General features: G+C 68.0%; 20 protein-coding genes. 8 read left to right on the top strand and 12 right to left on the bottom strand.

Annotated elements, in window-relative coordinates; all coding sequences use genetic code 11:
• Positions 1–26: 26 nt before the first annotated feature.
• The 5 genes from FM105_RS10760 to FM105_RS10740 all read right to left on the bottom strand — a co-directional run bounded on the left by FM105_RS10760 (position 27) and on the right by FM105_RS10740 (position 4,689).
• Positions 27–848, bottom strand: a complete 822-nt coding sequence (locus FM105_RS10760; protein ID WP_087008053.1) for an ABC transporter ATP-binding protein — start codon at positions 846–848, stop codon at positions 27–29.
• Positions 845–1,927, bottom strand: coding sequence for a FecCD family ABC transporter permease (locus FM105_RS10755; protein WP_087008051.1), 1,083 nt, complete (start codon positions 1,925–1,927; stop codon positions 845–847). The genes FM105_RS10760 and FM105_RS10755 overlap by 4 nt, the downstream gene beginning before the upstream one ends.
• On the bottom strand, positions 1,924–2,994 hold the full coding sequence (locus FM105_RS10750; RefSeq protein ID WP_087008049.1) for a FecCD family ABC transporter permease: 1,071 nt from the start codon (positions 2,992–2,994) through the stop codon (positions 1,924–1,926). The genes FM105_RS10755 and FM105_RS10750 overlap by 4 nt, the downstream gene beginning before the upstream one ends.
• Before the next feature lie 26 nt (positions 2,995–3,020).
• Positions 3,021–4,070, bottom strand: coding sequence for an ABC transporter substrate-binding protein (locus tag FM105_RS10745; protein WP_087008047.1), 1,050 nt, complete (start codon positions 4,068–4,070; stop codon positions 3,021–3,023).
• Positions 4,071–4,257: 187 nt separating this feature from the next.
• Entirely contained in the window at positions 4,258–4,689 is a 432-nt protein-coding gene (locus FM105_RS10740; protein ID WP_087008045.1) for an Lrp/AsnC family transcriptional regulator, read from the bottom strand.
• 138 nt (positions 4,690–4,827) lie between these two features.
• On the opposite strand from FM105_RS10740, the gene FM105_RS10735 reads away from it, so the two are divergent.
• From FM105_RS10735 to FM105_RS10725, 3 genes are all read left to right on the top strand, one after another.
• Positions 4,828–5,856, top strand: coding sequence for an ornithine cyclodeaminase (locus FM105_RS10735; protein ID WP_087008043.1), 1,029 nt, complete (start codon positions 4,828–4,830; stop codon positions 5,854–5,856).
• A 2-nt stretch (positions 5,857–5,858) separates the two neighbouring features.
• Positions 5,859–6,926, top strand: coding sequence for an arginine deiminase-related protein (locus FM105_RS10730; protein ID WP_218777943.1), 1,068 nt, complete (start codon positions 5,859–5,861; stop codon positions 6,924–6,926).
• 99 nt (positions 6,927–7,025) lie between these two features.
• A complete protein-coding gene (locus tag FM105_RS10725) occupies positions 7,026–7,859 on the top strand; it encodes an SDR family NAD(P)-dependent oxidoreductase (protein WP_087008039.1) in 834 nt (277 codons plus the stop codon).
• A gap of 88 nt (positions 7,860–7,947) precedes the next feature.
• On the opposite strand, the gene FM105_RS10720 is transcribed toward FM105_RS10725, so the two are convergent.
• Positions 7,948–8,913, bottom strand: coding sequence for an aldo/keto reductase (locus tag FM105_RS10720; protein ID WP_087008037.1), 966 nt, complete (start codon positions 8,911–8,913; stop codon positions 7,948–7,950).
• Between the two features lie 141 nt (positions 8,914–9,054).
• Here FM105_RS10720 and FM105_RS10715 point away from each other — a divergent pair, with 141 nt between their 5' ends.
• On the top strand, positions 9,055–9,822 hold the full coding sequence (locus FM105_RS10715) for a MerR family transcriptional regulator (protein WP_087008035.1): 768 nt from the start codon (positions 9,055–9,057) through the stop codon (positions 9,820–9,822).
• Positions 9,819–10,736: a hypothetical protein gene (locus FM105_RS10710; RefSeq protein ID WP_087008033.1), complete on the top strand. Its 918-nt coding sequence runs from the start codon at positions 9,819–9,821 to the stop codon at positions 10,734–10,736. The genes FM105_RS10715 and FM105_RS10710 overlap by 4 nt, the downstream gene beginning before the upstream one ends.
• A gap of 30 nt (positions 10,737–10,766) precedes the next feature.
• Here the strand turns inward: FM105_RS10710 and FM105_RS10705 are convergent, their stop codons facing one another.
• The 4 genes from FM105_RS10705 to FM105_RS10690 all read right to left on the bottom strand — a co-directional run bounded on the left by FM105_RS10705 (position 10,767) and on the right by FM105_RS10690 (position 14,029).
• Positions 10,767–11,150: a hypothetical protein gene (locus FM105_RS10705; RefSeq protein WP_087008031.1), complete on the bottom strand. Its 384-nt coding sequence runs from the start codon at positions 11,148–11,150 to the stop codon at positions 10,767–10,769.
• Between the two features lie 160 nt (positions 11,151–11,310).
• Complete coding sequence (cysE, locus tag FM105_RS10700; protein ID WP_087008029.1) at positions 11,311–11,973, bottom strand: serine O-acetyltransferase; 663 nt, start codon at positions 11,971–11,973, stop codon at positions 11,311–11,313.
• Complete coding sequence (cysK, locus tag FM105_RS10695) at positions 11,973–12,902, bottom strand: cysteine synthase A (RefSeq protein ID WP_087008028.1); 930 nt, start codon at positions 12,900–12,902, stop codon at positions 11,973–11,975. The genes cysE and cysK overlap by 1 nt, the downstream gene beginning before the upstream one ends.
• 356 nt (positions 12,903–13,258) lie before the next feature.
• Positions 13,259–14,029: a LysE family translocator gene (locus FM105_RS10690; RefSeq protein WP_087008026.1), complete on the bottom strand. Its 771-nt coding sequence runs from the start codon at positions 14,027–14,029 to the stop codon at positions 13,259–13,261.
• Between the two features lie 81 nt (positions 14,030–14,110).
• Here FM105_RS10690 and FM105_RS10685 point away from each other — a divergent pair, with 81 nt between their 5' ends.
• From FM105_RS10685 to FM105_RS10675, 3 genes are all read left to right on the top strand, one after another.
• Positions 14,111–14,560, top strand: coding sequence for an Lrp/AsnC family transcriptional regulator (locus FM105_RS10685; protein WP_087008024.1), 450 nt, complete (start codon positions 14,111–14,113; stop codon positions 14,558–14,560).
• Between the two features lie 26 nt (positions 14,561–14,586).
• On the top strand, positions 14,587–15,183 hold the full coding sequence (gene def, locus FM105_RS10680; RefSeq protein ID WP_087008022.1) for a peptide deformylase: 597 nt from the start codon (positions 14,587–14,589) through the stop codon (positions 15,181–15,183).
• Between the two features lie 142 nt (positions 15,184–15,325).
• Entirely contained in the window at positions 15,326–17,137 is a 1,812-nt protein-coding gene (locus FM105_RS10675) for a BCCT family transporter (protein WP_087008020.1), read from the top strand.
• A 132-nt stretch (positions 17,138–17,269) separates the two neighbouring features.
• Here FM105_RS10675 and FM105_RS10670 read toward each other — a convergent pair whose 3' ends face one another.
• Together FM105_RS10670 and FM105_RS10665 are read right to left on the bottom strand one after the other, a co-directional pair.
• Positions 17,270–18,622 (bottom strand): MFS transporter, encoded by a 1,353-nt coding sequence (locus FM105_RS10670; protein ID WP_087008018.1) that lies wholly within the window; start codon positions 18,620–18,622, stop codon positions 17,270–17,272.
• Between the two features lie 183 nt (positions 18,623–18,805).
• The gene (locus tag FM105_RS10665; protein ID WP_087008015.1) at positions 18,806–22,849 is read right to left on the bottom strand and encodes a phosphodiester glycosidase family protein; all 4,044 of its coding nucleotides are present in this window, start codon (positions 22,847–22,849) and stop codon (positions 18,806–18,808) included.
• Between the last annotated feature and the right edge of the window lie 88 nt (positions 22,850–22,937).

The following is a 22,937-nucleotide window of genomic DNA, read 5'->3' as shown; positions in this document are numbered from 1 at the left end:
CGCACGCCAACCGGATCCTCATGCCGTTACCAGCCGGCGCCTGCGTCCGGCGAGGAATGGTGCCGTCCCACCGGCAGCACGAGCGGCTTGCCCGAGACCGGGTCCTCGATGACCCGGGACGTGAGGCCGAAGACCCTCTGCACCGTCTCCTCGGTCAGCACCTCCTCCGGCAGACCGCGTGCGAACACTCCACCGTCGTGCACGGCGACCAGCCGGTCCGCATACCGGGCCGCCATGTTCAGATCGTGCAGCACCATCGCGATCGTCGTGCCCGACCTGCGGTTCAGATCCGTGAGGAGGTCGAGCACCTCGACCTGGTTCGCGACGTCGAGGAACGTGGTGGGCTCGTCGAGCAGCAGCAGATCCGCCCTCTGCGCGAGCACCATCGCGATCCAGACGCGCTGACGCTGACCTCCGGACAGCTCATCGACCGGGCGCTCCGCCAGATCAGCGGTGTTCGTCACCATGAGCGCCTCTGCGACCGCGCGGTCGTCCTCCGCGGACCAGCGGGCGAACATCCCCTGATGCGGGTGCCGCCCCCGGCCCACGAGGTCGGCCACGATGATGCCCTCCGGCGCGATCGGCGACTGCGCGAGCAGACCCAGTACCCGTGCGACTTCCTTGGTCGGCATCGTGTGGATGTCCCTGCCGTCGAGCACGACGCGTCCGGCCTGCGGCGTGAGCAGCCGTGCCATCGCCTTGAGCAGCGTCGACTTCCCACAGCCGTTCGAGCCGACGATCGCGGTGATCTCCCCGGGCACCAGCTCGATGTCGAGCCCCTCGATGACAGCCCTATCGCCGTATCCGAGCGTGACGTCCTGGGCTGAGAGCTGATGGTCGGTGGTCACTGCGAGCCTCCGGAACGGGTCGAGCGGACGAGGAGATAGATGAGGTACGGGGCGCCGAGCACACCCGTGATCACTCCGACCGGGTAGCGGGTGCCGAACGCGTACTGACCGGCGAAGTCCGCGACGAGGATGAGGAGGGCACCCACTAAGGCTGCGGGGATGAGCGGTGATCCAGCGGATCCCGCCCTGCCCAGCAGTCGCACGGAGATGGGGCCGGACAGGAACGCGACGAACGCCACCGGCCCGGCCGCCGCGGTCGCGAACGCCAGGAGCGTGACGGCGAAGAGGATGAGGAGCAGCCGCGTGCGCTCGACGCTCACGCCCAGCGCGGCCGACGTCTCCTCCCCCAGTCGCAGCGTGTCGAGGCCCTTCGACAGCATCGTGAGGAATACCGCCCCGATCACCACCGCCACGATGAGAGGGGCGGCCTGCTCCATCGTCGCGCCGTTGAGGTTGCCGTTGAGCCATCGCATCGCAGTCTGCAGGTCCCACTGCGCGGCCCGTGAGATCACGTACGAGACGACGGACTGGAGCATCGCGGCGATGCCGATGCCGATGAGGATCAGCCGCGTGCCCGACAGCCCGCCCTTGAAGGACAGGAGGTAGATGACCCCCGCGGTCACGAGCGCGGCGAGGGTCGCGACGACCGACACGGCGGTCTCCGATACGGACAGCATGACGATGCTGAACACCGCCGCGGCCGAGGCCCCGGAGCTGATCCCGATGATGTCCGGGCTGGCGAGGGGGTTGCGCAGCATCGTCTGGAAGGTGATGCCTGCCATGCCGAATGCGATGCCCGCCAGCATGCCCACCAGTGCACGCGGCAGCCGCAGCACGCCGACCGTGAACGAGGCGCCGGGCACCTCGTCGCCCAGGATCACCCGGACCACGTCGCCGGGGCCGTAGAACTGGCGACCGAACATGAGGGAGACAGCGAGCATCGCAAGCACGAGGACCGTGAGCGCTGCGCACACGAGGAGGTAGCGGCGCCGCCGCGACCGGCGGCCCGCGGTGACGCGCTCGATGACCGACCCGACCCGGGCCTCGGCGCCGGAGTGGGCCTCGGCGGTCTGTTTCACAGTGCGCGCACCTTCATGCGGCGGACGATGAGGATGAAGAAGGGTGCGCCGACGAGCGCGGTGACGATGCCGACCTCGAGCTCCTCCGGACGGGCGATGATCCGGCCGATGACGTCCGAGGCGGTGAGCAGCACTGCACCGGTGCACGCCGACAGCGGGAGCAGCCACCGGTGGTCGGGGCCGAAGAGCATGCGGCACACGTGGGGCACGACGAGGCCGATGAACGCGATGGGACCGGCGACCGCAGTCGCGCCGCCGCACAGCAGGACGGCGCCCACGCCGGCGATGATGCGGGTGCGCTCGACGTGGACGCCCAGCCCGCGCGCCATCTCATCGCCGAGCGCCAGCGAGTTGAGCCCGCGCGCGCTCACGAGCGCCAGCACGAAGCCGACGAGGAGGAACGGGGCGACCCGGGAGATCGTGTCGAACGCGGCGCCGCCCACGCCGCCGATCTGCCAGAAGCGGAACGAGTCCATCACCTCGACGCGCGGAAGGATGACGGCGGACACGAGCGAGCTCAGCGCGATCGACGTCGCGGCGCCGGCGAGGGCGAGCTTGAGCGGGGTCGTGCCCCCGCGGCCCAGGGAGCCGACCAGGTAGACGAAGACCGCGGTCACGGCGGCTCCGGCCAGTGCGACCCAGATGAAGGCGTACTGGTCCGTCATGTTGAAGAAGGTCATGCCGATGACGACGAAGAGCGCGGCGCCGTTGTTGATGCCGAAGATGCCGGGGTCGGCCAGCGGATTGCGGCTGACGCCCTGCATCAGCGCCCCGGAGACGCCCAGCGCCGCTCCGACGACCGCGGCGAGCAGGGTGCGGGGGACGCGCTGCGAGACGGCGGCCTCGGCGAGGGTCTCCTGCGATCCGGACACACCGGCGACGATGTCCGCCCAGGTCACCCCGCGTGCGCCGAAGGCGACGGACGCGGCGGCGACGAGGACGAGAGCGACCGCGAGCGCGACGAGCGCGACCGCCCGCACCGACCACGACCGCCTCCGCCCGGTCAGGGCAGGCGGGGCAGGGGCGATGACTGGCGGCGCGATCGGCTGGGCGGTGAGGGAGCTCATGGTGCATCCGCGGCTGGGAGGCCGGATCAGTCCTGTGCGGCCTTCGCAGCGGCCGCGTCGAGGGTCTCGAGGTAGCTGTCCATGTACTCAGTATCGATGTTGAGCGGCGACGGGTTGGACGCGGCGGCTTCCGGGGCGTTCTCCGGCAGCCAGGCGATGGAGTCGCGTTCGACCGCGGGGATCTTCGACAGCAGCGGGTCGTCCTGGAGGGTGGCCTTCTGGTCGTTGTCCTCCGCGACGATGAGGATGTCCGCGTCCGCGAAGGTGTCCGCGGCGGTCTCCGAGCTCTCCGAGCCCATGAACGCCTCGTTGCCCTCGGATGCCGTCGTCACGGATTCGGGGATCTCCATGCCGATCTCCGGGAGGAACTGCACGCGGGGGTCACTGACCGTGAAGAAGCCGAACGTGCTGGCGTCCTGCGGATCCGCGTATCCCCACATCGCGGAGGTCCCGGCGAGGTTGTCGTAGTCGGCCACCTTCTCCTCGAGGACGCCCTCGTTCTCCTCGATGAGCGCCTGGCCCTCCGCCTCGAGGCCCAGTCCCTTCGCGTCCTGCGCGATGGTCTCCTGCCAGGTGGAGCCCCACGGGGTCTCCGGGTAGGCGACGACGGGTGCGATCTGGGACAGGGTGTCGTACTCCTCCTGCGTGAGGCCCGAGTAGCCGGCGAGGATGACGTCCGGCTCCGAGTTCGCGATCGCCTCGAAGTCGATGCCGTCGGTGAAGTCGTAGGTCTCCGGCAGCTCCTCGCCCATCTCCTCGACTGCGTCCTCGACCCACGGCAGGACGCCGTTTCCGTCGTCGTCCCCGTATGTCGCCTGCTCCATGATGACGGGAACGACGCCCAGCGCGAGCGCGGCCTCGTGGTTTCCCCATGCGACCGCTGCGACGCGCTCCGGCTTCTGCTCGATGACGGTCTCGCCGAACGCGTGCTCGACGGTGAGGGGGAAGGAGCCGTCGCCGGATCCTTCGGCCGCCGCACCGGAGTCGGAATCGGTATCGCCGCCTCCGCCGCAGGCGGAGAGGACTAGGGCGGCGGTGGCGGTGACGGCGGCGAGCGCAGAGCGCGTGGTGCGCATGGGCGGTGACTCCTCATGGACGGAATGCGACAGTGGGGACGGACCGAGCGGGCCGGTCCGTCAGGTGTCGGCACGTGCTCGCGCACGCTCGACTCGGGAAGCATACCGCAATGAGATAGGAAGTCCTTACCTAATTCAGGTGATGCTGACCTGACATGGATGCGGGCTGCGGTCGGCGCCTCTACGGTCAGCGCATGACGGAGCTGAGCAGCAGGCTCGATTCGCTGTTGACGATGCCGTCGATCCCGCGGATCCGTCGCAGCATGTCGTCGAAGGCGACCAGGTCGGGGCACGAGGATTCGACGACGAGGTCCCATCCCCCATTCGTCGTGTGCAGCGCCTGGATCTCCGGGAAGCCGCGCAGCTCCCGGATGACGTGGTCCGTCGTGCGGCCCTCGACCTCGACGACGGAGATCGCGCGGACCTGGTCGATCTCCGCCTGATCGCGGACGCGCACGGTGAAGCCGACGATGACGCCGGACGCCGTGAGCCGGTCGATCCGCTTGGTCACCGTCGCGCGCGAGACCCCCAGCATCTGGGCGAGCGTCGCGATCGGCTCCCGGCCGTTGTTGCGCAGCGCGGACAGCAGACGCTTGTCGAGGTCGGTGAGGCGCTCCATGAGCAGAATGCTATATCCGCCCCATCAGACTGTACAGAGAATGGACAGAAGTCGCGCACTTCTCCTCTATCGTGCGCACATCGTTCTCCGTAGCGTGATTCCCGTACCCCACACGACCGATGAGAGAAGGAGTGGCCGATGACCCAGTTCCTCGATGTCGCACACACCGCACGGTGGATCCACCGGGATGGCGCGGAGCGGATCCTCGCCCGCATGACCGAGTACCTCGAGGAGGACTTCCTGCGGTGGGAGCAGTTCGACAAGATCCCGCGCGTGGCGAGCCACACCCCCTTCGGCGTCATCGAGCTCATGCCGACCTCGGACCAGGAGCTGTACTCGTTCAAGTACGTGAACGGGCACCCGTCGAACCCGGCCCGCGGGTTCCAGACGGTCACGGCGTTCGGCGTGCTCGCGGATGTCGACAACGGCTACCCCGTGTTCCTGTCCGAGATGACGCTCATCACCGCGCTGCGGACCGCGGCGACCTCCGCACTGACCGCGCGGGTGCTCGCCCGCGCGGATTCGACGACGATGGCGCTCGTGGGTGCAGGATCGCAGGCGGAGTTCCAGGCCCTGGCCTTCCGCGCGGCGCTGGGCATCGAGGACCTGCGGGTCCGCGATACGGATCCGGCCGCGGTCGCGAAGCTGCGCCGGAACCTGGAGCCGCTGGGCTTCCGGATCACGGAGGCCGCGTCGTCCGCCGAGGCCGTCGAAGGTGCCGACATCATCACGACGTGCATCGCGGACAAGGCGCACAACGCCGTGGTCACGCGCGACATGATCGCCCCGGGCGTCCACGTCAACGCGGTGGGCGGTGACTGCCCCGGCAAGACGGAGCTGGATCCCGGGGTCCTGGAGGCCGGAAAGGTCTTTGTCGAGTTCCCACCGCAGACGCGCATCGAGGGCGAGATCCAGCAGATGGCTCCCGACTTCCCCGTCACGGAGTTCTGGAAGGTGCTTAGCGGGACGGAGACCGGACGGACGTCGGCAGACGACATCACGGTCTTCGACTCCGTCGGGTTCGCGATCGCGGACTTCGCCGCGCTGCGGTGCGCCCGTGACACGACAGCGGGTTCGGACCTGCAGTCCACGATCGACCTCGTCGCGGATCCCGAGGATCCGAAGGACCTCTTCTCACTCGTCACCACTCTGTCTCCTGTGAGGTGAATATGACGTACCAGGCACCCTCCCGGGTCATCCTCATCCGGCCCCACTTCTTCTCCCCCAATCCTGCGACGGCGTCGGACAACGCGTTCCAGACCCCGGCCTCGGGCGATCCTGCCGTCCTCGCCCGCGCAGCGCGCGACGAGGTCACGGGGCTGGCGCGGGCGCTGGCCGACGTGGGCGTCGAGGCGACCGTCTTCGACGACTTCACGACCACGACGCCGGACAGCGTGTTCCCCAACAACTGGTTCTCGACGCATTCCGACGGCAGCGTGGTCCTCTACCCAATGTACGCGCCCAACCGCCGAGCGGAGCGGCGCTCGGACGTCCTCGCACGACTGACGGACGAGTTCCGGGTGCGGCGCGTCATCGACTACTCCGTGGCGGAGCGCGAGGAGAAGTTCCTCGAGGGCACCGGCGCGATGGTGCTCGATCACGACGCCCGGGTCGCGTATGCGTGCCGGTCACGCAGGCTCTCGCCCGAGGTCTTCCGGGACTTCTGCCGCGAGCGCGGCTACCAGCCGGTGCTCTTCGATGCCGCTGACCACCGCGGTGTGCCCGTCTACCACACGAACGTGCTGATGAGCGTGGGGACCAAGCTCGCGGTCGTGGGCAGCGAGATGATCCGTGACGAGCGGCAGAGGGCCGAGGTCCTGGGCCGCCTGCGCGATGCGGGCAAGACGATCGTGGAGATCACCGAGGAGCAGGTGGGCAGGTTCGCAGGGAACTGCATCGAGCTGACGGGTGGTGGGCTGGCAGGCAGTGGGCTGGCAGGCAGTGGGCTGGCGGGCAGTGGGCTGGCGGGCAGTGGGCTGGCCAGCGCTCAGGCGCAGCCTGGCGGCCATACGCAGCACCTTGCGATGTCCTCGACTGCGCACGCGGCACTGTCCGAGGAGCAGCTGGCGCGGATCGCGGAGCATGCGAACGTGCTGGCGGTTCCGGTGCCGACAATCGAACGCGCAGGCGGATCCGTGCGCTGCATGATCGCGGGCAACCACCTCGAGCGGCGGGGAGCGGCTGCGGCGCCGTCGATGGCCGCGTCCTCCGCCGGAAGCCTCATCGCGGTCGGGTGAGTGCGTGGCACATCGCGGTGGGTCGACGTCGCCTCATCGCGCTGAGGAGAGGACGAGTGCCGCTACTGTGGCGGACAGCACCGACGAACGGAGTTCTGCATGACACCCACAGTCGTCCTCACAGGAGGCAGCGACGGGATCGGCGCCGCGGCCGCGCGGATCCTCTCGACCCGGGACGTGAACCTGGTGATCGTCGGCAGATCGGCGGAGAAGACGCGGGCCGTCGCAGCCGAGACCGGCGCGAGTTTCCACATCGCCGATTTCGCGCGTTTGGCGGACGTGGACCGGATCGCCGCTCAGATCGCGGCGGACCACGAGCGGATCGATGTGCTGGCGAACAACGCGGGCGGGATCTTCCCCGGTCCCCAGATCACGGAGGACGGGTTCGAGAAGACGTTCCAGGTCGACCACCTCGCCCCGTTCCTCCTCACCCACCGGCTCCTGGATCCGCTGCTGAAGTGTGGAGGGACGGTCGTGAACACCGCGAGCATCGGCGCGAAGATCTTCGGTCGACTCGACCTGGAGGACATCCAGACACTCGCGACGTTCACGCCCAACCGGGCCTACGGCAACGCGAAGCTCGCGAACATCCTCTTCACCAAGGGGCTGCACGAACGATTCGGGGCACAGGGACTGTCGTCGGTCGCGTTCCATCCGGGAGTCGTCGCGACGAGCTTCGCGTCCGACGGCGGCACCCTGATGAACCGGCTGTACCAGGGAGCGGCGAAACACCTGCTCACCTCACCCGAACAGGGCGGCGGGACGCTGACGCACTTCATCTCCGGCACCCCGGGCGCGGAGTGGGTCTCCGGCGAGTACTACTCCGACCAGTTGAAGGTGGCGCGGACGAACCGTGCGGCGTACGACCCGGAGGTGGTGAGGCGCCACTGGGAGATCGGCGAGGAGCTGCTGCGGCGCCGGGACTGGCTGTGACACGCAGCAGCTGCGACATTCGAGGGGCCGAGCACTCGCTCGGCCCCTCGCTGCCTTCTCTGCTCGTATGCCCGGCGAGCGAAGGATGTCAGAGGAAGGTCGCCGACGCCTCGTCGAGCGCTGTGACCTCGTCGGCAGAAAGCGTCAGCTCCGTGGCGGCGAAGAGCTGGTCGAGCTGAGCCGTGCTTGTCGCTGCTGCGAGCGGAGCGGTGATCTTCCCATCGGCCATCGCCCACGCGAGCGCCACTGAGGCTGCGTCCGTGCTGTGCGCGGCCGCGACCACGTCCAGCGCGGAGACGACCGCCAGCCCTTCCGGGTTGAGGTAGCGCTCGACGGCACCGGCACGCGCACGGCCTTCGAGGTCCGCCTCCGTCCGGTACTTGCCCGTCAGGAATCCACCGGCCAGCACCTGGTACGGGAAGACGGACATGCCGTGCTTGCGAGCCGAGGCCGCCATCTCACCCTCGTACTCCCGTGCCACCAGCGAGTACCGCGGCTGCAGTGCGACCGGCAGCGCGAAGCCGTTCTCCTCCGACACACGGAACCACTCGTCGATCGCATCCGGCGATAGGTTCGACAGCGCGATCGCGCGCACCTTGCCGGCAGTCACGAGGTCGTTGAAGGCCGCCGCGCTCTCGACGATCGGGGTCTCGTCGTCCTGGTAGTGCGCGTAGTACAGGTCGATGTAGTCAGTCTGCAGACGCTGAAGAGATTCGTCCGCGGCGAGTGCGACGTTCTTCGGCGACAGGCCCTCGCGCCCCGGCTTCGCAGCGACCTTCGTCGCGACCACGATGTCGTCGCGCTTGCCGCGCGATGCGAGCCACTGCCCGATCACGGTCTCGGATTCTCCGCCGGAATTGCCGTCGACCCAGAACGAGTACATGTCCGCGGTGTCGAGGAAGTTCCCGCCGCGTTCGACGAAGCCGTCGAGGACGGCGTGGTATTCGGCCGGTGCCTCAGGATTGTTGAAGGTGTTGGTACCCAGTCCCAGCGGGTAGACGTGCAGGTCGGAGGACCCGATGGCTACGGATGTGCTGTTCGCGCTCGATGTCACGAATCGTCCCTTCGCAGTGTCGTATGTGCCTGTTCCCCAGACTAGTCCGGAGTTGCTGTGTCAGCCCTGATCGGCCGTGGGAGCGACCCCTGCCCGCACGCCCCTTGACCTTGACGCAGCGTCAAGGTGTTCCATGGAGGCATGAGAATCGGAGAAGTCGCTCAGCTGGTGGGTGTCACGACGCGGACGGTGCGCCACTACCACCGCATCGGAGTGATTCCGGAACCCGCCAGGCGGGACAACGGCTACCGCGACTACGGTCTGCGGGACGCGATCCTCCTCATGCGTGCGGTCAGGCTCGCAGAGCTGGGCCTCTCCCTCGACGAGGTGGCGGCTGCCCTCCGGGACGATGACATGCGCGAACTTCCCGACATCCTGCAGGACCTCGATGACGACCTGGCTAGGCAGGAGCGCGAACTGCGCACCAAGCGCGATGCTCTCCGAAACCTCCGGCACCGCATCCAGTCCGCATCCGACGACCACAGCTCCGATGCGTTCCTACCGGATCATGCCCGCACACTGTTCGCCTCGCTGCAGATGCACGGAGCAGGCACGAAGAGCCTCGAGGTCGACCGCCAGATCATGAGCGTCCTGCCCGAGGACGCGGTGCAGGAGTGGGCGGACGCAATGTCGGGTGTCGCAGACGACCCAGCCGCAGCCGCACAGATGGCGGATATCTATCGGAGGTTCGACGACCTCGGTCAGGGGGACGCGGCCGAACAGACAGATGATCCCCGAGTCCGGCGTCTTGCTCGCGATCTCCTCGCAGCTGTGCCGGAACCACTCCGCCGGCAGTTCCATGAGGCTCCAGAGGGCGAGGTTCCCGTCCTGGATGCCGTGGCGGACGAACTATCCGCCGCGCAGGCTTCCGTGATCCGGCACCTCCTCGCACTCAGGAGCCCGGAATGAGCACGACACGGTCCACGTCCGGCGCAGAGGTGGCGTCGAATCCCCTCGCGCGAGGACGCGGCACCGCGATCCTCCATGCCGCTCTTCTCGTCCTCGCACCGCTCGAGATCGCCACCGCGATCCTCATCGTTGCCGATGTGCCGGTGGCCGTGTGGATCCCGGTGATCATCGGCGGTCTCCTCGTCACCACCGTGGCCGCCGAGGTCGTCCTCGCCACCCGCGTCTTCCTCCGGGCCCGCCGTGCCGGCTCGCCGAGGAGGGAAGTTGCCAGAACCCTCGTGCGCGAATCCGTTCCGGCGCCGATGGTTCGATTCGCAAGGTTCGAAATCCTGCTGTGGGTCAGCGCCGCGCGGTGGGTAGCACGGCGACCGCTCGTGCCGGCAGGCGGGCGGGGCTTCACCTTCCACTGTCACGAGAGGCCGATCCTCCTCGCCTTCGCCGGCCTGGGACTCGTCGAGATCGCGCTGGTCCACTGGCTGCTGCCGTGGCCGGTCGCGCAGATCATCGCTCTTGTGCTGGGTGTCATGGGAGTGCTCTGGGTGCTGGGGTTCCTCGCGTCATTGTCGACACGGCCCCACTACGTGACCGATGGGACCCTCGCCGTGCGCGTGGACGCCCACACGATGATCCACCTGGACCGGTCGCGTATCGCGACCGCGACACCAGCTCTGAACCACAGCACCGAGGACGGGGTGCGGATCGGCCGGTCCCCCGATGGTGAGGGCGAGGCCGTCTCGATCGTCCGCCACGGTCAGACGAACGTGAGCGTCTCACTGGAACACGGAACGGCGCTCGACGTTCCCGGCCACGGCGTCCTGAACATCAAGAGACTCTCGTTCTGGGTCGATGGGGCGGAGGCGCTGTGTGCGTTGCTCCAGCGGAACTCGCACAGCATCACTGGTTCGGGCACATGACCGTCGACCGGCCATGGCGTCAGCGTGTGGTCACTGCCGCTGAGACGCGCGTTCACGAACTCGCACACGGAGGACCATGGCGAAGATCGACACGACGATGAGCGCAGCTCCACCGAAGCACGCCACGGCAGCAGGAGCGTTGAGCGTCGTGGTCTCTACGTAGCCGCTGGTTTCTGGCCCTGTCCAGCTGAGGCTGCAATGCACCAGCGGCGGGTACAGGGCACTGCTCCACACGCTCCCTCCCGACACTTCTGTTCCCGCAGGTATGACCGGGCAATAGGGACTGGGGTCGTTCAGGTACGTTCTGGAGAGCAGCTGTATCGTCCCCCACTGGTAGACGACCGACAGCAGACTCAGAATCAGTCCTGCGACGAGCAGCAGGCCCCTCCAGCGTTCACGCATGAAATCTGCCATGGATACCCGTTCCTTCCGCAGGTGACAGTGTCACACACAGACCTTCACGAGTTGCTCATCCCTGGGGTGAGCAACGGATAGTGGAACCGAACGATGAAGGGCACCCGTGACATCACAGGTGCCCTTCATCAGATGCTGACGTTGCCGAGGTTCGGCGTCCTCAGATCCACAGCGCCGGGTCGGTGAGCACACCGTCTGGCGTCGGGTGGCCCTCCGCGTCCAGCGGGCGCGACTTGGGGAACTTCACCGTCGCGGGCACGCCCACGGCGGTCCCGCCGGCGGCCACGTCCTTGACGACGACGGCGTTGGCTCCGACAGCGGCGTCCTCGCCGACCTCCACCGGCCCGATCAGCTTCGCCCCCGTGCCGACCACGACGTTGTCGCGCAGCGTGGGGTGGCGCTTCTCCTGCGCCATCGACCGGCCGCCCAGCGTCACCTGGTGGTACAGCATCACGTCGTCGCCGATCTCCGACGTCTCCCCGATCACCACACCGTTCGCGTGGTCGATGAAGAAGCGCTTGCCGATCTTCGCGCCCGGGTGGATCTCCACACCGGTGAGCGTCCGCACCGCCTGCGACAACAGACGGGCGGGCGCCTTCCCCGCGTCGTACTGGTTCAGCTTGTACAGGCCCCGATGCGCCCAGATCGCATGGAGACCCGGGTAAGACAGGGCGATCACCAGATCATTGCGAGCCGCAGGATCACGGCGACGAGCAGTGTCGAGGTCTTCTCGCAGGGTGGCGCGCACAGCCGGACGCGTCAGCCCGAAGGCTGCCGCGCCGACCGCGGCGGCGGCTCCGATCAGTCCGAGGCGTCCACGCATCAGGAATCCATGTACTCCGCGAACAGCGGCGTGGTGAGGTAGCGCTCTCCGAAGTCCGGGAGGATGACGACCACGCGCTTGCCCTGGTTCTCCGGGCGGGCGCCCACAGCCTCGGCGGCGGAGATCGCAGCACCGGACGAGATGCCCACGAGCAGCCCCTCGTCCTTCGCGACCTGGCGCGCGACGTCGAACGAGACCTCGTTCTCGACGGTGACGACCTCGTCGTAGATGTCGCGATCCAGCACCTCGGGGATGAAGTTCGCACCCAGCCCCTGGATCATGTGCGGACCAGCCTCGCCGGTGGACAGGATGGGCGAAGCGGCCGGCTCGACGGCGACGATCTTCGCCTCGATACCCTCCTTCTTAAAGGCACGGCCTACACCGGTGATGGTGCCGCCGGTGCCGATCCCGGAGACGAACACGTCGACCTTGCCGTCCGTGTCGCGGATGATCTCCGGACCGGTCGTCGACTCGTGGATCGCGGCGTTGGCCTCGTTGGCGAACTGGCGGACCAGCACCGCGCCCTCATCTGCGAGTGCTTCGGCCTTCTCCACTGCGCCGCGCATGCCATCGGCCTTGGCGGTGAGCTCGAGCGTCGCCCCGAACGCGCGCAGCAGTGCGCGACGCTCCTTCGACATGGATTCCGGCATCGTGAGGACGACTTTGTAGCCGCGTGCGGCGCCCACCATCGCGAGCGCGATGCCGGTGTTGCCGGACGTCGCCTCCACGATCGTGCCGCCGGGCTTCAGCTGACCCGACTTCTCAGCAGCCTCGATCATCGCGACGCCGATCCGGTCCTTGACCGAGTTCGCCGGGTTCGCACCTTCGAGCTTGGCGACGATCTCTGCGCCGCTGCGCTCGCTCGCCTTGTTGAGTCGCACCAGCGGCGTGCCGCCGACGATCTTCGTGACATCGGAGTGAATGGTCATGTGTGCCCTTTCCGTTCTTCGGTTCCAGTTGCGAGGAACGGCCGGCAGCCGGATGGTGCACACCCGGGCGTCGAGCTCCTCGCTCACACACCAGCCAATGGCTTCAGCTGCTGATTCGTTGCGGTATCAACGATCTTAACCGGGCTGAGGGGCGATTTTGTTCCCGCCGTCCGGAAGGCGGACGGGCGGGTGTGCGCGGCGGGGCGGCCGGTGGCAGGACAGGGCGGGGGCGTTCTGCGCGAGAGACGGGCCAGAGGTTCGAGGGACAGCCGCAGGCGCGTGTCCCTCGAGCGGTCCACCCGTCCCTCGCGAAACAAGCCGGGAGGCGAGGAGGACCGCCACGAGTTCCCCTCATGTCACACGATCACGTCGACGATCACCACTGCGCCCAGCACGCTCATGAGGATCCCAGACGCCGCCGTGACGACGGTCGCCGCGCGCGGTCGTGCGATGAGAATCGCACCCGCGCCCAGCGAGACTGCAAGGTAGATGAGTCCACAGGTGAGGACGTGCACCATGCCCAGGACAATCAGCTGCGCGGCGTCGGACATCGGCGCTGCATCCGACACGAACTGGGGAACCAGCGCCAAGAACATCAGGTACACCTTGGGATTCAGCAGACTGACGCTCAGCCCCTGCAGTGCGACGGCTCGCTTCGAGGGCCGGACGCGCACGCGCTGCTTCACTGCGACTGCGGAGTCGCACTCGCCCACGTGGCCACCGGGCATCATGCACGCGCTGCCCACAGCGTCGAGGGAGCCGCCCCCCTCGTAGCCGAGCGGCATCGGGGAGGCGACCGGCGCCTCGGCGGCACTGCTGCCCGCGGCAGGCGCCGCGGTCCTGCGCTCCTTGAGGAGCGACTGCAGCGCCGAGGTCCCCAGCCAGAGGAGGTAGAGGCCACCGGCGACGCTGATGACGGTGAGCATCCAGGCGTGCTCGGCGACGAGGGCCGCCAGACCCAGTGCCACGGCCAGCGCGATCGCGAAGTGCCCCACGACCATGCCGAGCACGGCCTGGACTCCGCGACCGCGCAGGCCCGCAGTGATGAGGTAGGCCCAGTCGGCACCCGGGGTGCAGATCAGCAGAGTGGTGAGCCCCCAGAAGGCGAAGAGCAGCATGACGTCCATGCGGGCAGACTATTGAGGAAGCGCTCGAATGTGCTTCGCAATCTGTTGCCATTCGCGGATTCTGGCGGGAGACTTATCGCTATGGACGCGATTGACCGGGAGATTCTTTCACTGCTGCAAGACGACGGGCGAGCGACGATGACGCAGGTAGCGGGAAAGGTCGGGCTGAGCCTCTCCGCGTGCCACAGGCGTTTCCGCGATCTGGAGACCAGTGGCGTCATCCAGGGGTTTCGCGCGGAATTGGATTTCGAGAAGCTCGGCAAGCCGTTCGAGGCTCTGGTGTTCGTCACGATGGAGGCTGGGAACCACTCCGCGATGACGGCTTTCGAAGAGGCCGCCGTGCAGGTCCCCCAGATCGTGCAGGCGCAGCGCCTCTTCGGTGCTCCGGACTATCAGCTCTATGTAGCGACGGAGTCGAAGCAGACATACCAGGAGCTCTACGACTCGACGCTCTCGCAGCTGCCGGGTGTGCGGCGCATGACGTCGACTCTCATCATGAAGACCGTGGTCGCCCACCGCGCGCCGCTGTAGAGCTGTGTGCCGATAAGATTCTGCGCATGACCATTCACCCCATCGTCGTCTATGGAGAGCCCGTCCTGCACCGCGCTGCGGACAGGGTGACGGAGTTCGACGACGAGCTGCGCACGCTCGTCGCTGACATGTTCGAAACGCTTGCCGCGTCCAACGGCGTGGGGCTGGCCGCCCCGCAGATCGGCGTCGGCAAGCAGATCTTCGTGTACGACGCGGAGGACGATGTCGCACAGGTGCGGCGCCGCGGCGTGTTCATCAACCCGGTGCTCGTGGGCTCCAAGGTGCCCGACGGCCGTCCGGATCCCGATGACGAATCGGAGGGCTGCCTGTCCGTCCCCGTCCTGGACTTCCCGCTCAAGCGCAGCGAGAAGGTGACGATCAACGGCAAGGACGAGAACGGGGAGACGATCTCACTGGTCGTCGAGGGCTGGTTCGCCCGGATCATGCAGCACGAGTACGACCACCTGCAGGGCACCCTCTACGTCGATCGCCTGCAGGACAAGTGGAAGCGCCGCTGGAAGCGGGCGCAGAAGGCAGAGGGGTACAACGTCCCCGGGGTCTCGTGGCTGCCCGGCACGGATCCGGACCCGTTCGGTCACGGCGAGGACGACGAAGAGGACTGAGGCGGGGCAGACTCAGGCCTCCCGATCACCCCCACCACCAGCACCCTCTCCTGCTACGCTCAGCACACCGAGCCATAAACCACGGGGCAAGGAGCGTTGCACAGGTTTCTTGTCTCCGACCTGACCGCGGAAGGTGCGGAACATGTTGAACCGCCTCCATGACGGCCTGCGACTGAGGACTACCCCAGCGGTGTTCTTCGGGGCTGCAGGCGTCATCATCCTCTTCGTCATCGCTACAATCCTCTTCACGGACCCGCTGTCAACGGCGACGGGCGTCGCGTCCCAGTGGCTCATGGAGAACTTCGGCTGGTTCTACATCCTGGGCGTCACCATCTTCCTCGTCTTCCTCATCTACATCGCAGCCAGCAGGTTCGGCCGTGTGAAGCTGGGACCCGACGACGAGGCTCCCGAGCACTCCAACCTCACGTGGTTCGGCATGCTGTTCGCCGCCGGCATCGGCTCCATCCTCATGTTCTGGGGCGTCGCCGAGCCCGTCAGCCACTTCGGCGACCCCCCGCGGGGTGACGCCCTCGGCATCGAGGCCGAGTCCGTGGCTGCCGCCATGGACGCGATGAACTTCTCGATGTACCACTTCACGTTCCACACGTGGGCGATCTTCACGCTGCCTGCATTAGGCTTCGCATACTTCATCCACAAGCGGAACCTTCCGCCGCGCGTCTCCTCGATCTTCCAACCCATCCTCGGCCGGAGGATCCACGGCCCCATCGGCAAGTTCATCGACATCGTCGCCATCATCGGAACCGTGTTCGGCGTCGCAGTCTCGATCGGCCTCGGCGTCCTGCAGATCAACGGCGGGCTCGAACAGCTCTTCGGTGTGCCGCAGAACGCTGGCTGGCAGCTCATCATCATCGCCGTCGTCACCGGCATCGCAATGATCTCCGTCGGCCTGGGACTCGAGAAGGGCATCAAGGTCCTCTCGAACATCAACATCATCGCCGCTGTCGGCCTGCTGCTCTTCGTGCTCGTCTTCGGCGGCTCGATGCTCTTCCTCCTGAAGGGCACGTTCGAGTCGTTCGGCTCCTACGTGGTGAACCTGCCGGAGCTCGCGCTGTGGAACGACACCTTCGCGAACACCGGGTGGCAGAACACCTGGACCGTCTTCTACTGGGCATGGACCATCACCTGGTCGCCGTTCGTCGGTATCTTCATCGCCCGGATCTCCCGCGGCCGCACCATTCGCCAGTTCGTGGTGGGCGTGCTCGCCGTTCCCTCCCTGTTCTCCGTCATCTGGTTCGGCATCTTCGGCTACGCCGCGCTGGACATCGAACTCAACGGCGACGGCGGACTCGTCGAGCGCGTGGTCGACGACGGCGATATCCCCGGAGCCCTCTTCGAGCTCCTGTCCCACTACCCGGCGGCGTGGATCGTCTCCGTCATCGCGATCGTGGTCGTGGTCATCTTCTTCATCACATCGTTGGACTCCGCGGCCCTGGTGGTCGACACGATGTCCAACGGGCACGAGGACTTCAATCCGCTGGGCCAGCGTCTGTTCTGGGCCGTCGCGGTCGGCCTCATCACCGCGACGCTGCTGGTGTTCTCCGGAGAGGGCGGACTCGAGGCCCTCCAGTCGATCTCCATCCTGATCGGACTGCCGTTCTTCATCATCGCGTTCTTCCAGATGTACTCGGTGCATCGGGCGCTGCGCGAGGATGCCGGCGAGCTGCCCGACATGCGCACCCGCGAGTGGCGCAAGGTGCTGCCGCCGGAGGAGACCATCCGCCGCATGCGGACGGATGACGACAAGTACGATTACGAGGATCCTGCTGACACGACCACGCGGCCACAGCCGGCCACCGAGGTCCCTGTCATGCAGGACCCCTACCTCCGTCCCCCGACGGACCGGGACGTCGACCGCCCCAAGCGCACCGGCACCCTCGCCGGGCGCACGGGCAGCAAGCGGCTGCCGAGGCGGGACCCAGACTCGAACTCCTGAGCGAGCCGATCCCACACCACAACCGCCGCCGAGATCGCAGCTGGGTTCCAGCTGCAGCCTCGGCGGCGGTGTCGGTTGAGGAGGAGTGACGCAGGCGCAGTGTGGCGCAGGCGCCTCGAGAGGTGCTCCTGCTCAGTCGCCCAGGGTGGCGGTCGAGGCCGCACGCACCCGCTTCGCAGTCATGAGCAGGCCGATCGCGGACAGTGCGCCACCGATCGCGATGTACAGCGAGATGCCCGCACTGCCGTCGAAGGTGCCCAGCAGGGCTGTCGCGATCGAGGGTGAGAGCCCGCCGCCCAGCACCGCGCCCAGGTTGTAGGACAGTGCGACGCCGGAGTAGCGGTGCTCGGGCTTGAAGAGACTCACGTAGAAGGCGGCCATGGGGCCGAACACGAAGCTCAGGCCGATGTAGGCGACGATCACCGCGAGGTAGATGAGCTCCACACTGCGGCTGTCGAACAGCCAGAAGTAGGGGAACGCCCAGACGATCTGGAAGAGCGCACCCGCCATCATGACGCGCAGCAGTCCATACCTGTCCGCCAGCCAACCCGCGACGAACACGGCGATGAGCATGCCGACGGACCCTGCCATGCCGCTCAGCAGGATGACGTTGCGGTCCATCCCCAGCTGCTCCGTGCCGTAGGACATGCTGAACGAGTTGATGATGAAGATGAAGAGGTTGAAGCCCAGGTTCACCAGCACACCGCCGATGATCAGCGGCATCGCCGTGGCCAGCACTCCCGCCAGCGGCAGACGCGACGGCTTGGGCTCACTGGCCATCTTCTTGAAGACCGGGCTCTCCGAGATCCCCAGACGCACGTAGATGCCGACCGCGATGAGGATGGCGGAGGCGAGGAACGGCACGCGCCAGCCCCAGTCGGTGAACGCGGGACCGGTCGCGACGGCGACGAGGTTGAAGACGCCGATGCCCAGGATGCTGCCGATGGGCGAGCCAGCGGTGACGAACGCACCGAAGAAGGACTTGCGGCCGACGGGCGCGTGCTCGGTGACCATGAGGAAGGCGCCGGACTGCTCACCGCCCATGAAGAACCCCTGCAGCACGCGGAGCCCCACCAGCAGGATCGGAGCGAGGACGCCGACCGTGGCGTAGGTGGGCAGCAGGCCCATCGCGACCGTGCAGGCGCCCGTGGCCACGAGCGAGACGACGAGCATCGTCTTGCGCGAGAACCGGTCGCCGAAGTGACCGAACACGATGCCGCCCAGCGGCCGCGACAGGAAGCCCGCCCCGAACGTCATGAACGACAGGAGCGTGCCGATCAGCGGGTCGGACTCCGGGAAGAACAGCTTGGGGAACACGAGGCCCGCGGCGAGTCCGAAGATCAGGAAGTCGTAGAGCTCGATGCCGGTGCCGAAGGCACTCGCTCCGGCGACGCGTCGCATCTCCCGCGGGGAGGTGGTCGTGGGTGCGTGCGCAGTCGGCTGGGTGGGTGCGGGTTCGGGGGAACCGGGTGCCGTCGCGGTCATGGAGTCTCCTCTGGTCATCGCCGGGTGCGGTCGGCGCCCGGGAATTCTCTCAGGGAGTGTTAAGAGTCCACGAGAGAGTTCTCCTGGTGAGACGGGAGCGGCCCCGGATGCGCGGGATTCCTACGCATCCGGGGCCGCCGCTCAGACCTCACACGGTGAGGCACCGCGCGGTGAGACGGAGGGTCAGCTCTGCCTGCGCGCCAGCCTCGTCACGACGAGACCGGCGACCACGAGGATGGTGCCCAATGCGAGGGCGAGGCCCACCTGAGCTCCTGTCCGGGGAAGGGTGCCATCGTCGCCGGAGCCACGGTCGTCCTCATCTCCGTGCTCGGCGCCTCCGTCACCGGATCCGTCGTCACCAGATCCGTCGTCACCGGATCCGTCGTCGCCGGAGCCGTTGTCGTCCGATCCGTCGTCGTCTGACCCATCGTGCGGATCATCCGACTCATCGGGACGCGGGGCGTCCGGGGATTCGGACTCGGTCGGGTCGTCGGACGGCTCCCCTGTCGGCTCACCGGTGGGATCACCCGTCGGATCGTCCGTGGGATCGTCAGTGGGATCGTCCGTCGGGTCCTGAGACGGCTCCCCTGTCGGCTCACCGGTCGGCTCCCCCGTCGGATCCTCCGTGGGCTCGCCTGTCGGCTCCTCGCTCGGACCCTCTGTCGGGTCGTCAGACGGGTTGTCCGTCGGGTCATCTGTCGGGTTCGGCTCGGGCTCCTCGTCACCTGCCACGACGACCGTCGTTTCCGCAGTCCGACCATTCACCGTGACACTCACGGTCGCCGTTCCCGGCTGCACCGCGGTGATCTCCCCGGTCCGCGGGTTCACGCGGACTACGTCGGCACCGGCCTCCAGCGCCTCGGCGCCGCCGGCCGCACCCGCAGCACCCGCAGCACCCGCAGCGCCAGCACCCGCAGCACCGCCCGCCTGCGCATCGCGCGCCACAGCCGCTGCGGACGAACCACCCATTGCCTGGTCGCCGCCGTCCACGACGACCCCGTCGCCACCCCACTGCGAGGTCACCGGCCAGCCGACGGGCACGGTGCGGTCGTCCTGTGTGAACTCGGCAGAGACCTCGCCGGTCTGTCCGGGGGTCATCGCCTGCGGAGCGTCGACGCTGATCTCGTCGACCCACGGTCGGGTCTCCGCCGCGAACCACGCGACGCGGTCGGTCGTCGTGGGATTGCCGCCCACATCGCCGAGACCCGGGTCCACACCCAGCATCGTCCACCCGGTGAATCCGCCGTTCGCGGGCGTGCCCGACGGGTTCTTCCCGGAGTTGCCGTTGATCATGTAGCTGACGCCGTCGACGGCGGAGCCGTGGAAGACGCCCACGTGCCCGTTCACCACGGCGGCGGACTTGCCCGTCTCCTCACGGAAGTCACCCAGCAGTGCTTCAAGTTCCTCCGCCTCGCGCCGGTCCGACAGCTGGCTGGACTTCGACGGCAGCGGGTCCTGCGGCGGATGGTGGAAGAACACGGCGGCACCGGTGAGGTGATCGCTCTTGCCCACCTCCTCGAGTGCGTCCTCGAGCATCTGCAGCTGATCCGTATCGCCGTCTCGCAGAGAACCCGACGCGGTGTTCAGCGTGATCGCCTTGGTCCGGCCCAGCGAGCGCTCCGTCGATGCCGGTCCGAAGGCGTCCTCGAAGTTCGAGATCTCCCCGCCCATCACCTCGTGGTTGCCGGGGACGTAGACGTAGGGGATGTCCGACGTCCACTCCTCATCGAGGATCTGCTGTGCGAGCGCGAAGTCCTCCTCCGCCGCCTCGTCGACGAAGTCGCCGTTGATGACGAGCATGTCCGGTTCTGCGGCCTGGATCTCCTGCAGCGTCCGACGGGCACCGGCGACCGCATCGCTGTCCGGGTTCGCCGCGACGAACTGCGCATCGCTCATGACCGCGATGTTCTGCGGCCGGTCCTCGACGCTGCCCGTCGCCAGCAGGGCCGGGTCGTGGACGGGCGCGTCCTCGGTGGGTGCGGCTTCCGGAGTGGCGATCGCCTGGAGTCCGGCCACCGCGATGTCACCCGTGTACTGGGCATCCGGGCGGGTCTCCATCATGCGGATCCGCTCGAACGACAGCGGCTGCGCGAGGCCGGCCGGCACCTCGAAGCGGACCTTCTGCCAGCCGTCGAACGTGAGGTGGTCGCCGTCCAGGTTCGTCACGACGCCGTCCGCTCCGCGCACCTGCAGACGGGGCCACGCGCCGGACCCGTCGCCGCGCACCTGCAGCTCGAAGGCCAGCGTGTTGCCCTCGACCTCCACGGGATCGTTGCTGATGAGGTAGTAGCCGCGGGTCGCGGACGACTGCGTGAAGTCGTAGTCCAGTTCCAGCGACGGCTGCCCGTCCTCGGTGGGCTCGCCGGCGGAGAACGAACCGGTCGCCCGGGCGGTTTCATCGGAGAAGGCGTCCAGGTCGCCGAAGTCCACGACGTCCGTCACGTCCGTGCCCACGGTGACGGGGACGGACGCCGTCACATCCGCCGAGGTCGTCGCGCCTGCCGTGCGGAAGGTCACCGAGCCGCCCGCGGTCTCGTCCGTCGCCGTCACGACGTAGGTGCCGAAGTCGTCGACGCTCACGTCGATGCCGTCACTCGCCTCGACCTCCAGGTCGCGGGATTCGACCCGGGCGGAGTGGCCGTCGGAATCGAAGCCCTCGACCGTCAGCTCCGCGGAGTCGCCCACCTCTGCGAGGTTGAGGGCGCGGTCGCTGGGGCGCAGGCCGATCGCCTCGCCCAGGACGCGCAGATCCTTCCGCGCGGTGTGGCCCTCTGCGGAGTAGGACACGCGCGAGGTGCCGGTCTCGTCACCGCGGACGGATGCGGAGGCGCCGTCCGCCTCGGCGAGGGTCAGCCCGTCCTCGGCCTCGAAGGTGCCGGCCACCGCGAGCGGGTCGAGGTTCTCCCCCAGCCCGGTCCCGCGGTACGAGCGGTGCATGCCGCGCAGGACGGTGTCCTCGCCCTCCAGCTGCGTGTCGAGCTGCACGTCGCTCAGCTGCTCGGCCGGTGCGTCGGAGTAGAAGACGAGTGCGTTGGGCACGTTGCGCTCCGCACCGTCGGACGGCGCGTTCTGGACGGTGGGTGCCTGCGCACCGGCAGGGCGGGCCACCATCGTCGTGGAACCGCCGCCGTCCAGGTTCACCGCGTTGTGCGCGCCGAGGTCCTGGAAGAACTCGCCCATCTCCGGAAGCGTCATGCCGCGGGAGGCTCCGCTGCGCCCGTCGATCGTCGTGACGAACAGCTCCGTGCCGTCCCTGCTGATGCCCACCGCGGTGCGGGGATGGATCCCCGTCGCCAGATCGCCGCTCATGTCCGGCACCGTGCCGTCGGTGAGGATCTGGTTGCTGCCGGCGATCGCGGCGTCGACGTCCTGGGAGGGGCCGATCTCCACGTCGACCGCGTCTCCCACCTCGAGCTCGGCCAGTGCGTGTGCGCCGTCCTCCCGGCCCAGCAGCACCTGGCCGCCTGCGGGGACGTCCGGGTCACCAGCTTCCTCGACGAGGCCCGATGCGTCGACGACTTCCCCGTCGACGACGCTCACACGGGCGATGTCATCGGCGAGCGCGTCCGGTCCGCCTGCGGGGCGGTCCAGCGTGTAGTCGCCCCACGCGGCGGTGTAGACGCCGATCGCGTCGGCCGACAGCTGGGGGTTGTTGAGGCCGCCCAGCTCAAGCTCCTCGCCGTCGGCTGTGAGTGTGCCGGAGGCGGACAGCATCTGCACGGCGGCCTGCTGGCCCGTGATCGTGAGGCTGGGCATGGGCGTCTGCGTGCCGACGCGCAATTCGTCCCGGGACACCGTCGAGTAGATCGGTGCATCGGAGTGGTTGATGTCGAAGAAGGTGCCGTTCACGGCTGCGACAGCCTGGCCGCCCTGCTCGCCGGATGCCATGACCTCACTGGTGGGGGCGCTGCCGCCGGAGACCACGCCGGTGTCTGCGACGTCGACGGAGAGGCTGTCCTCCGTGAGGTCCGCGGTGAGCACATTGCCGTTGTTCCAGCCGCCGTCCTCCATGCGGGAGAAGTTTGTAAGTTCCAGGCCGGGAGCCACCCGGGTGGTCTCCGAGGAGCGCAGGACGGAGCCGTCCGCTCCCAACTGGTCGTCGGTGGGGGCCGCGTGCGCCGGCGCCGAGGTCCCGGGCAGTCCCGGGACGAGCACGGCTCCCGGCGCCACGAGGGCGGTGGCGAGTGCCACCGTCGTGAGGAGTGAGCGTGTGGGTGAGGGTGACATGTTCTCTTTCCGGAGAGTCGCGTCGTCACTCGGTGAGTGACTCGTAGGAGTGCCGCGGAGACTGTGTCATCCCTGATCAGACGTTGTG

The organism is Brevibacterium yomogidense (genome assembly GCF_900163715.1).
Taxonomy (GTDB): Bacteria; Actinomycetota; Actinomycetes; order Actinomycetales; family Brevibacteriaceae; genus Brevibacterium; species Brevibacterium yomogidense_A.
The sequence above is the reverse complement of the archived record's forward strand: the minus strand, read 5'-3'. Positions and strand labels throughout refer to the sequence as shown.

Bases quoted from the DNA above. Each gene is read 5' to 3' on its own strand.
- FM105_RS10735 (WP_087008043.1), top strand. From the start codon at position 4,828: ATGACCCAGTTCCTCGATGTCGCACACACCGCACGGTGGATCCACCGG.
- FM105_RS10730 (WP_218777943.1), top strand. From the start codon at position 5,859: ATGACGTACCAGGCACCCTCCCGGGTCATCCTCATCCGGCCCCACTTC.
- FM105_RS10725 (WP_087008039.1), top strand. From the start codon at position 7,026: ATGACACCCACAGTCGTCCTCACAGGAGGCAGCGACGGGATCGGCGCC.
- FM105_RS10685 (WP_087008024.1), top strand. From the start codon at position 14,111: ATGGACGCGATTGACCGGGAGATTCTTTCACTGCTGCAAGACGACGGG.
- FM105_RS10740 (WP_087008045.1), bottom strand. From the start codon at position 4,689: ATGGAGCGCCTCACCGACCTCGACAAGCGTCTGCTGTCCGCGCTGCGC.
- cysK (WP_087008028.1), bottom strand. From the start codon at position 12,902: ATGACCATTCACTCCGATGTCACGAAGATCGTCGGCGGCACGCCGCTG.
- FM105_RS10670 (WP_087008018.1), bottom strand. From the start codon at position 18,622: ATGACCGCGACGGCACCCGGTTCCCCCGAACCCGCACCCACCCAGCCG.
- FM105_RS10710 (WP_087008033.1), top strand. From the start codon at position 9,819: ATGAGCACGACACGGTCCACGTCCGGCGCAGAGGTGGCGTCGAATCCC.
- FM105_RS10690 (WP_087008026.1), bottom strand. From the start codon at position 14,029: ATGGACGTCATGCTGCTCTTCGCCTTCTGGGGGCTCACCACTCTGCTG.
- FM105_RS10665 (WP_087008015.1), bottom strand. From the start codon at position 22,849: ATGTCACCCTCACCCACACGCTCACTCCTCACGACGGTGGCACTCGCC.
- FM105_RS10705 (WP_087008031.1), bottom strand. From the start codon at position 11,150: ATGGCAGATTTCATGCGTGAACGCTGGAGGGGCCTGCTGCTCGTCGCA.
- FM105_RS10675 (WP_087008020.1), top strand. From the start codon at position 15,326: ATGTTGAACCGCCTCCATGACGGCCTGCGACTGAGGACTACCCCAGCG.
- cysE (WP_087008029.1), bottom strand. From the start codon at position 11,973: ATGCGTGGACGCCTCGGACTGATCGGAGCCGCCGCCGCGGTCGGCGCG.
- FM105_RS10715 (WP_087008035.1), top strand. From the start codon at position 9,055: ATGAGAATCGGAGAAGTCGCTCAGCTGGTGGGTGTCACGACGCGGACG.
- FM105_RS10750 (WP_087008049.1), bottom strand. From the start codon at position 2,994: ATGAGCTCCCTCACCGCCCAGCCGATCGCGCCGCCAGTCATCGCCCCT.
- def (WP_087008022.1), top strand. From the start codon at position 14,587: ATGACCATTCACCCCATCGTCGTCTATGGAGAGCCCGTCCTGCACCGC.
- FM105_RS10745 (WP_087008047.1), bottom strand. From the start codon at position 4,070: ATGCGCACCACGCGCTCTGCGCTCGCCGCCGTCACCGCCACCGCCGCC.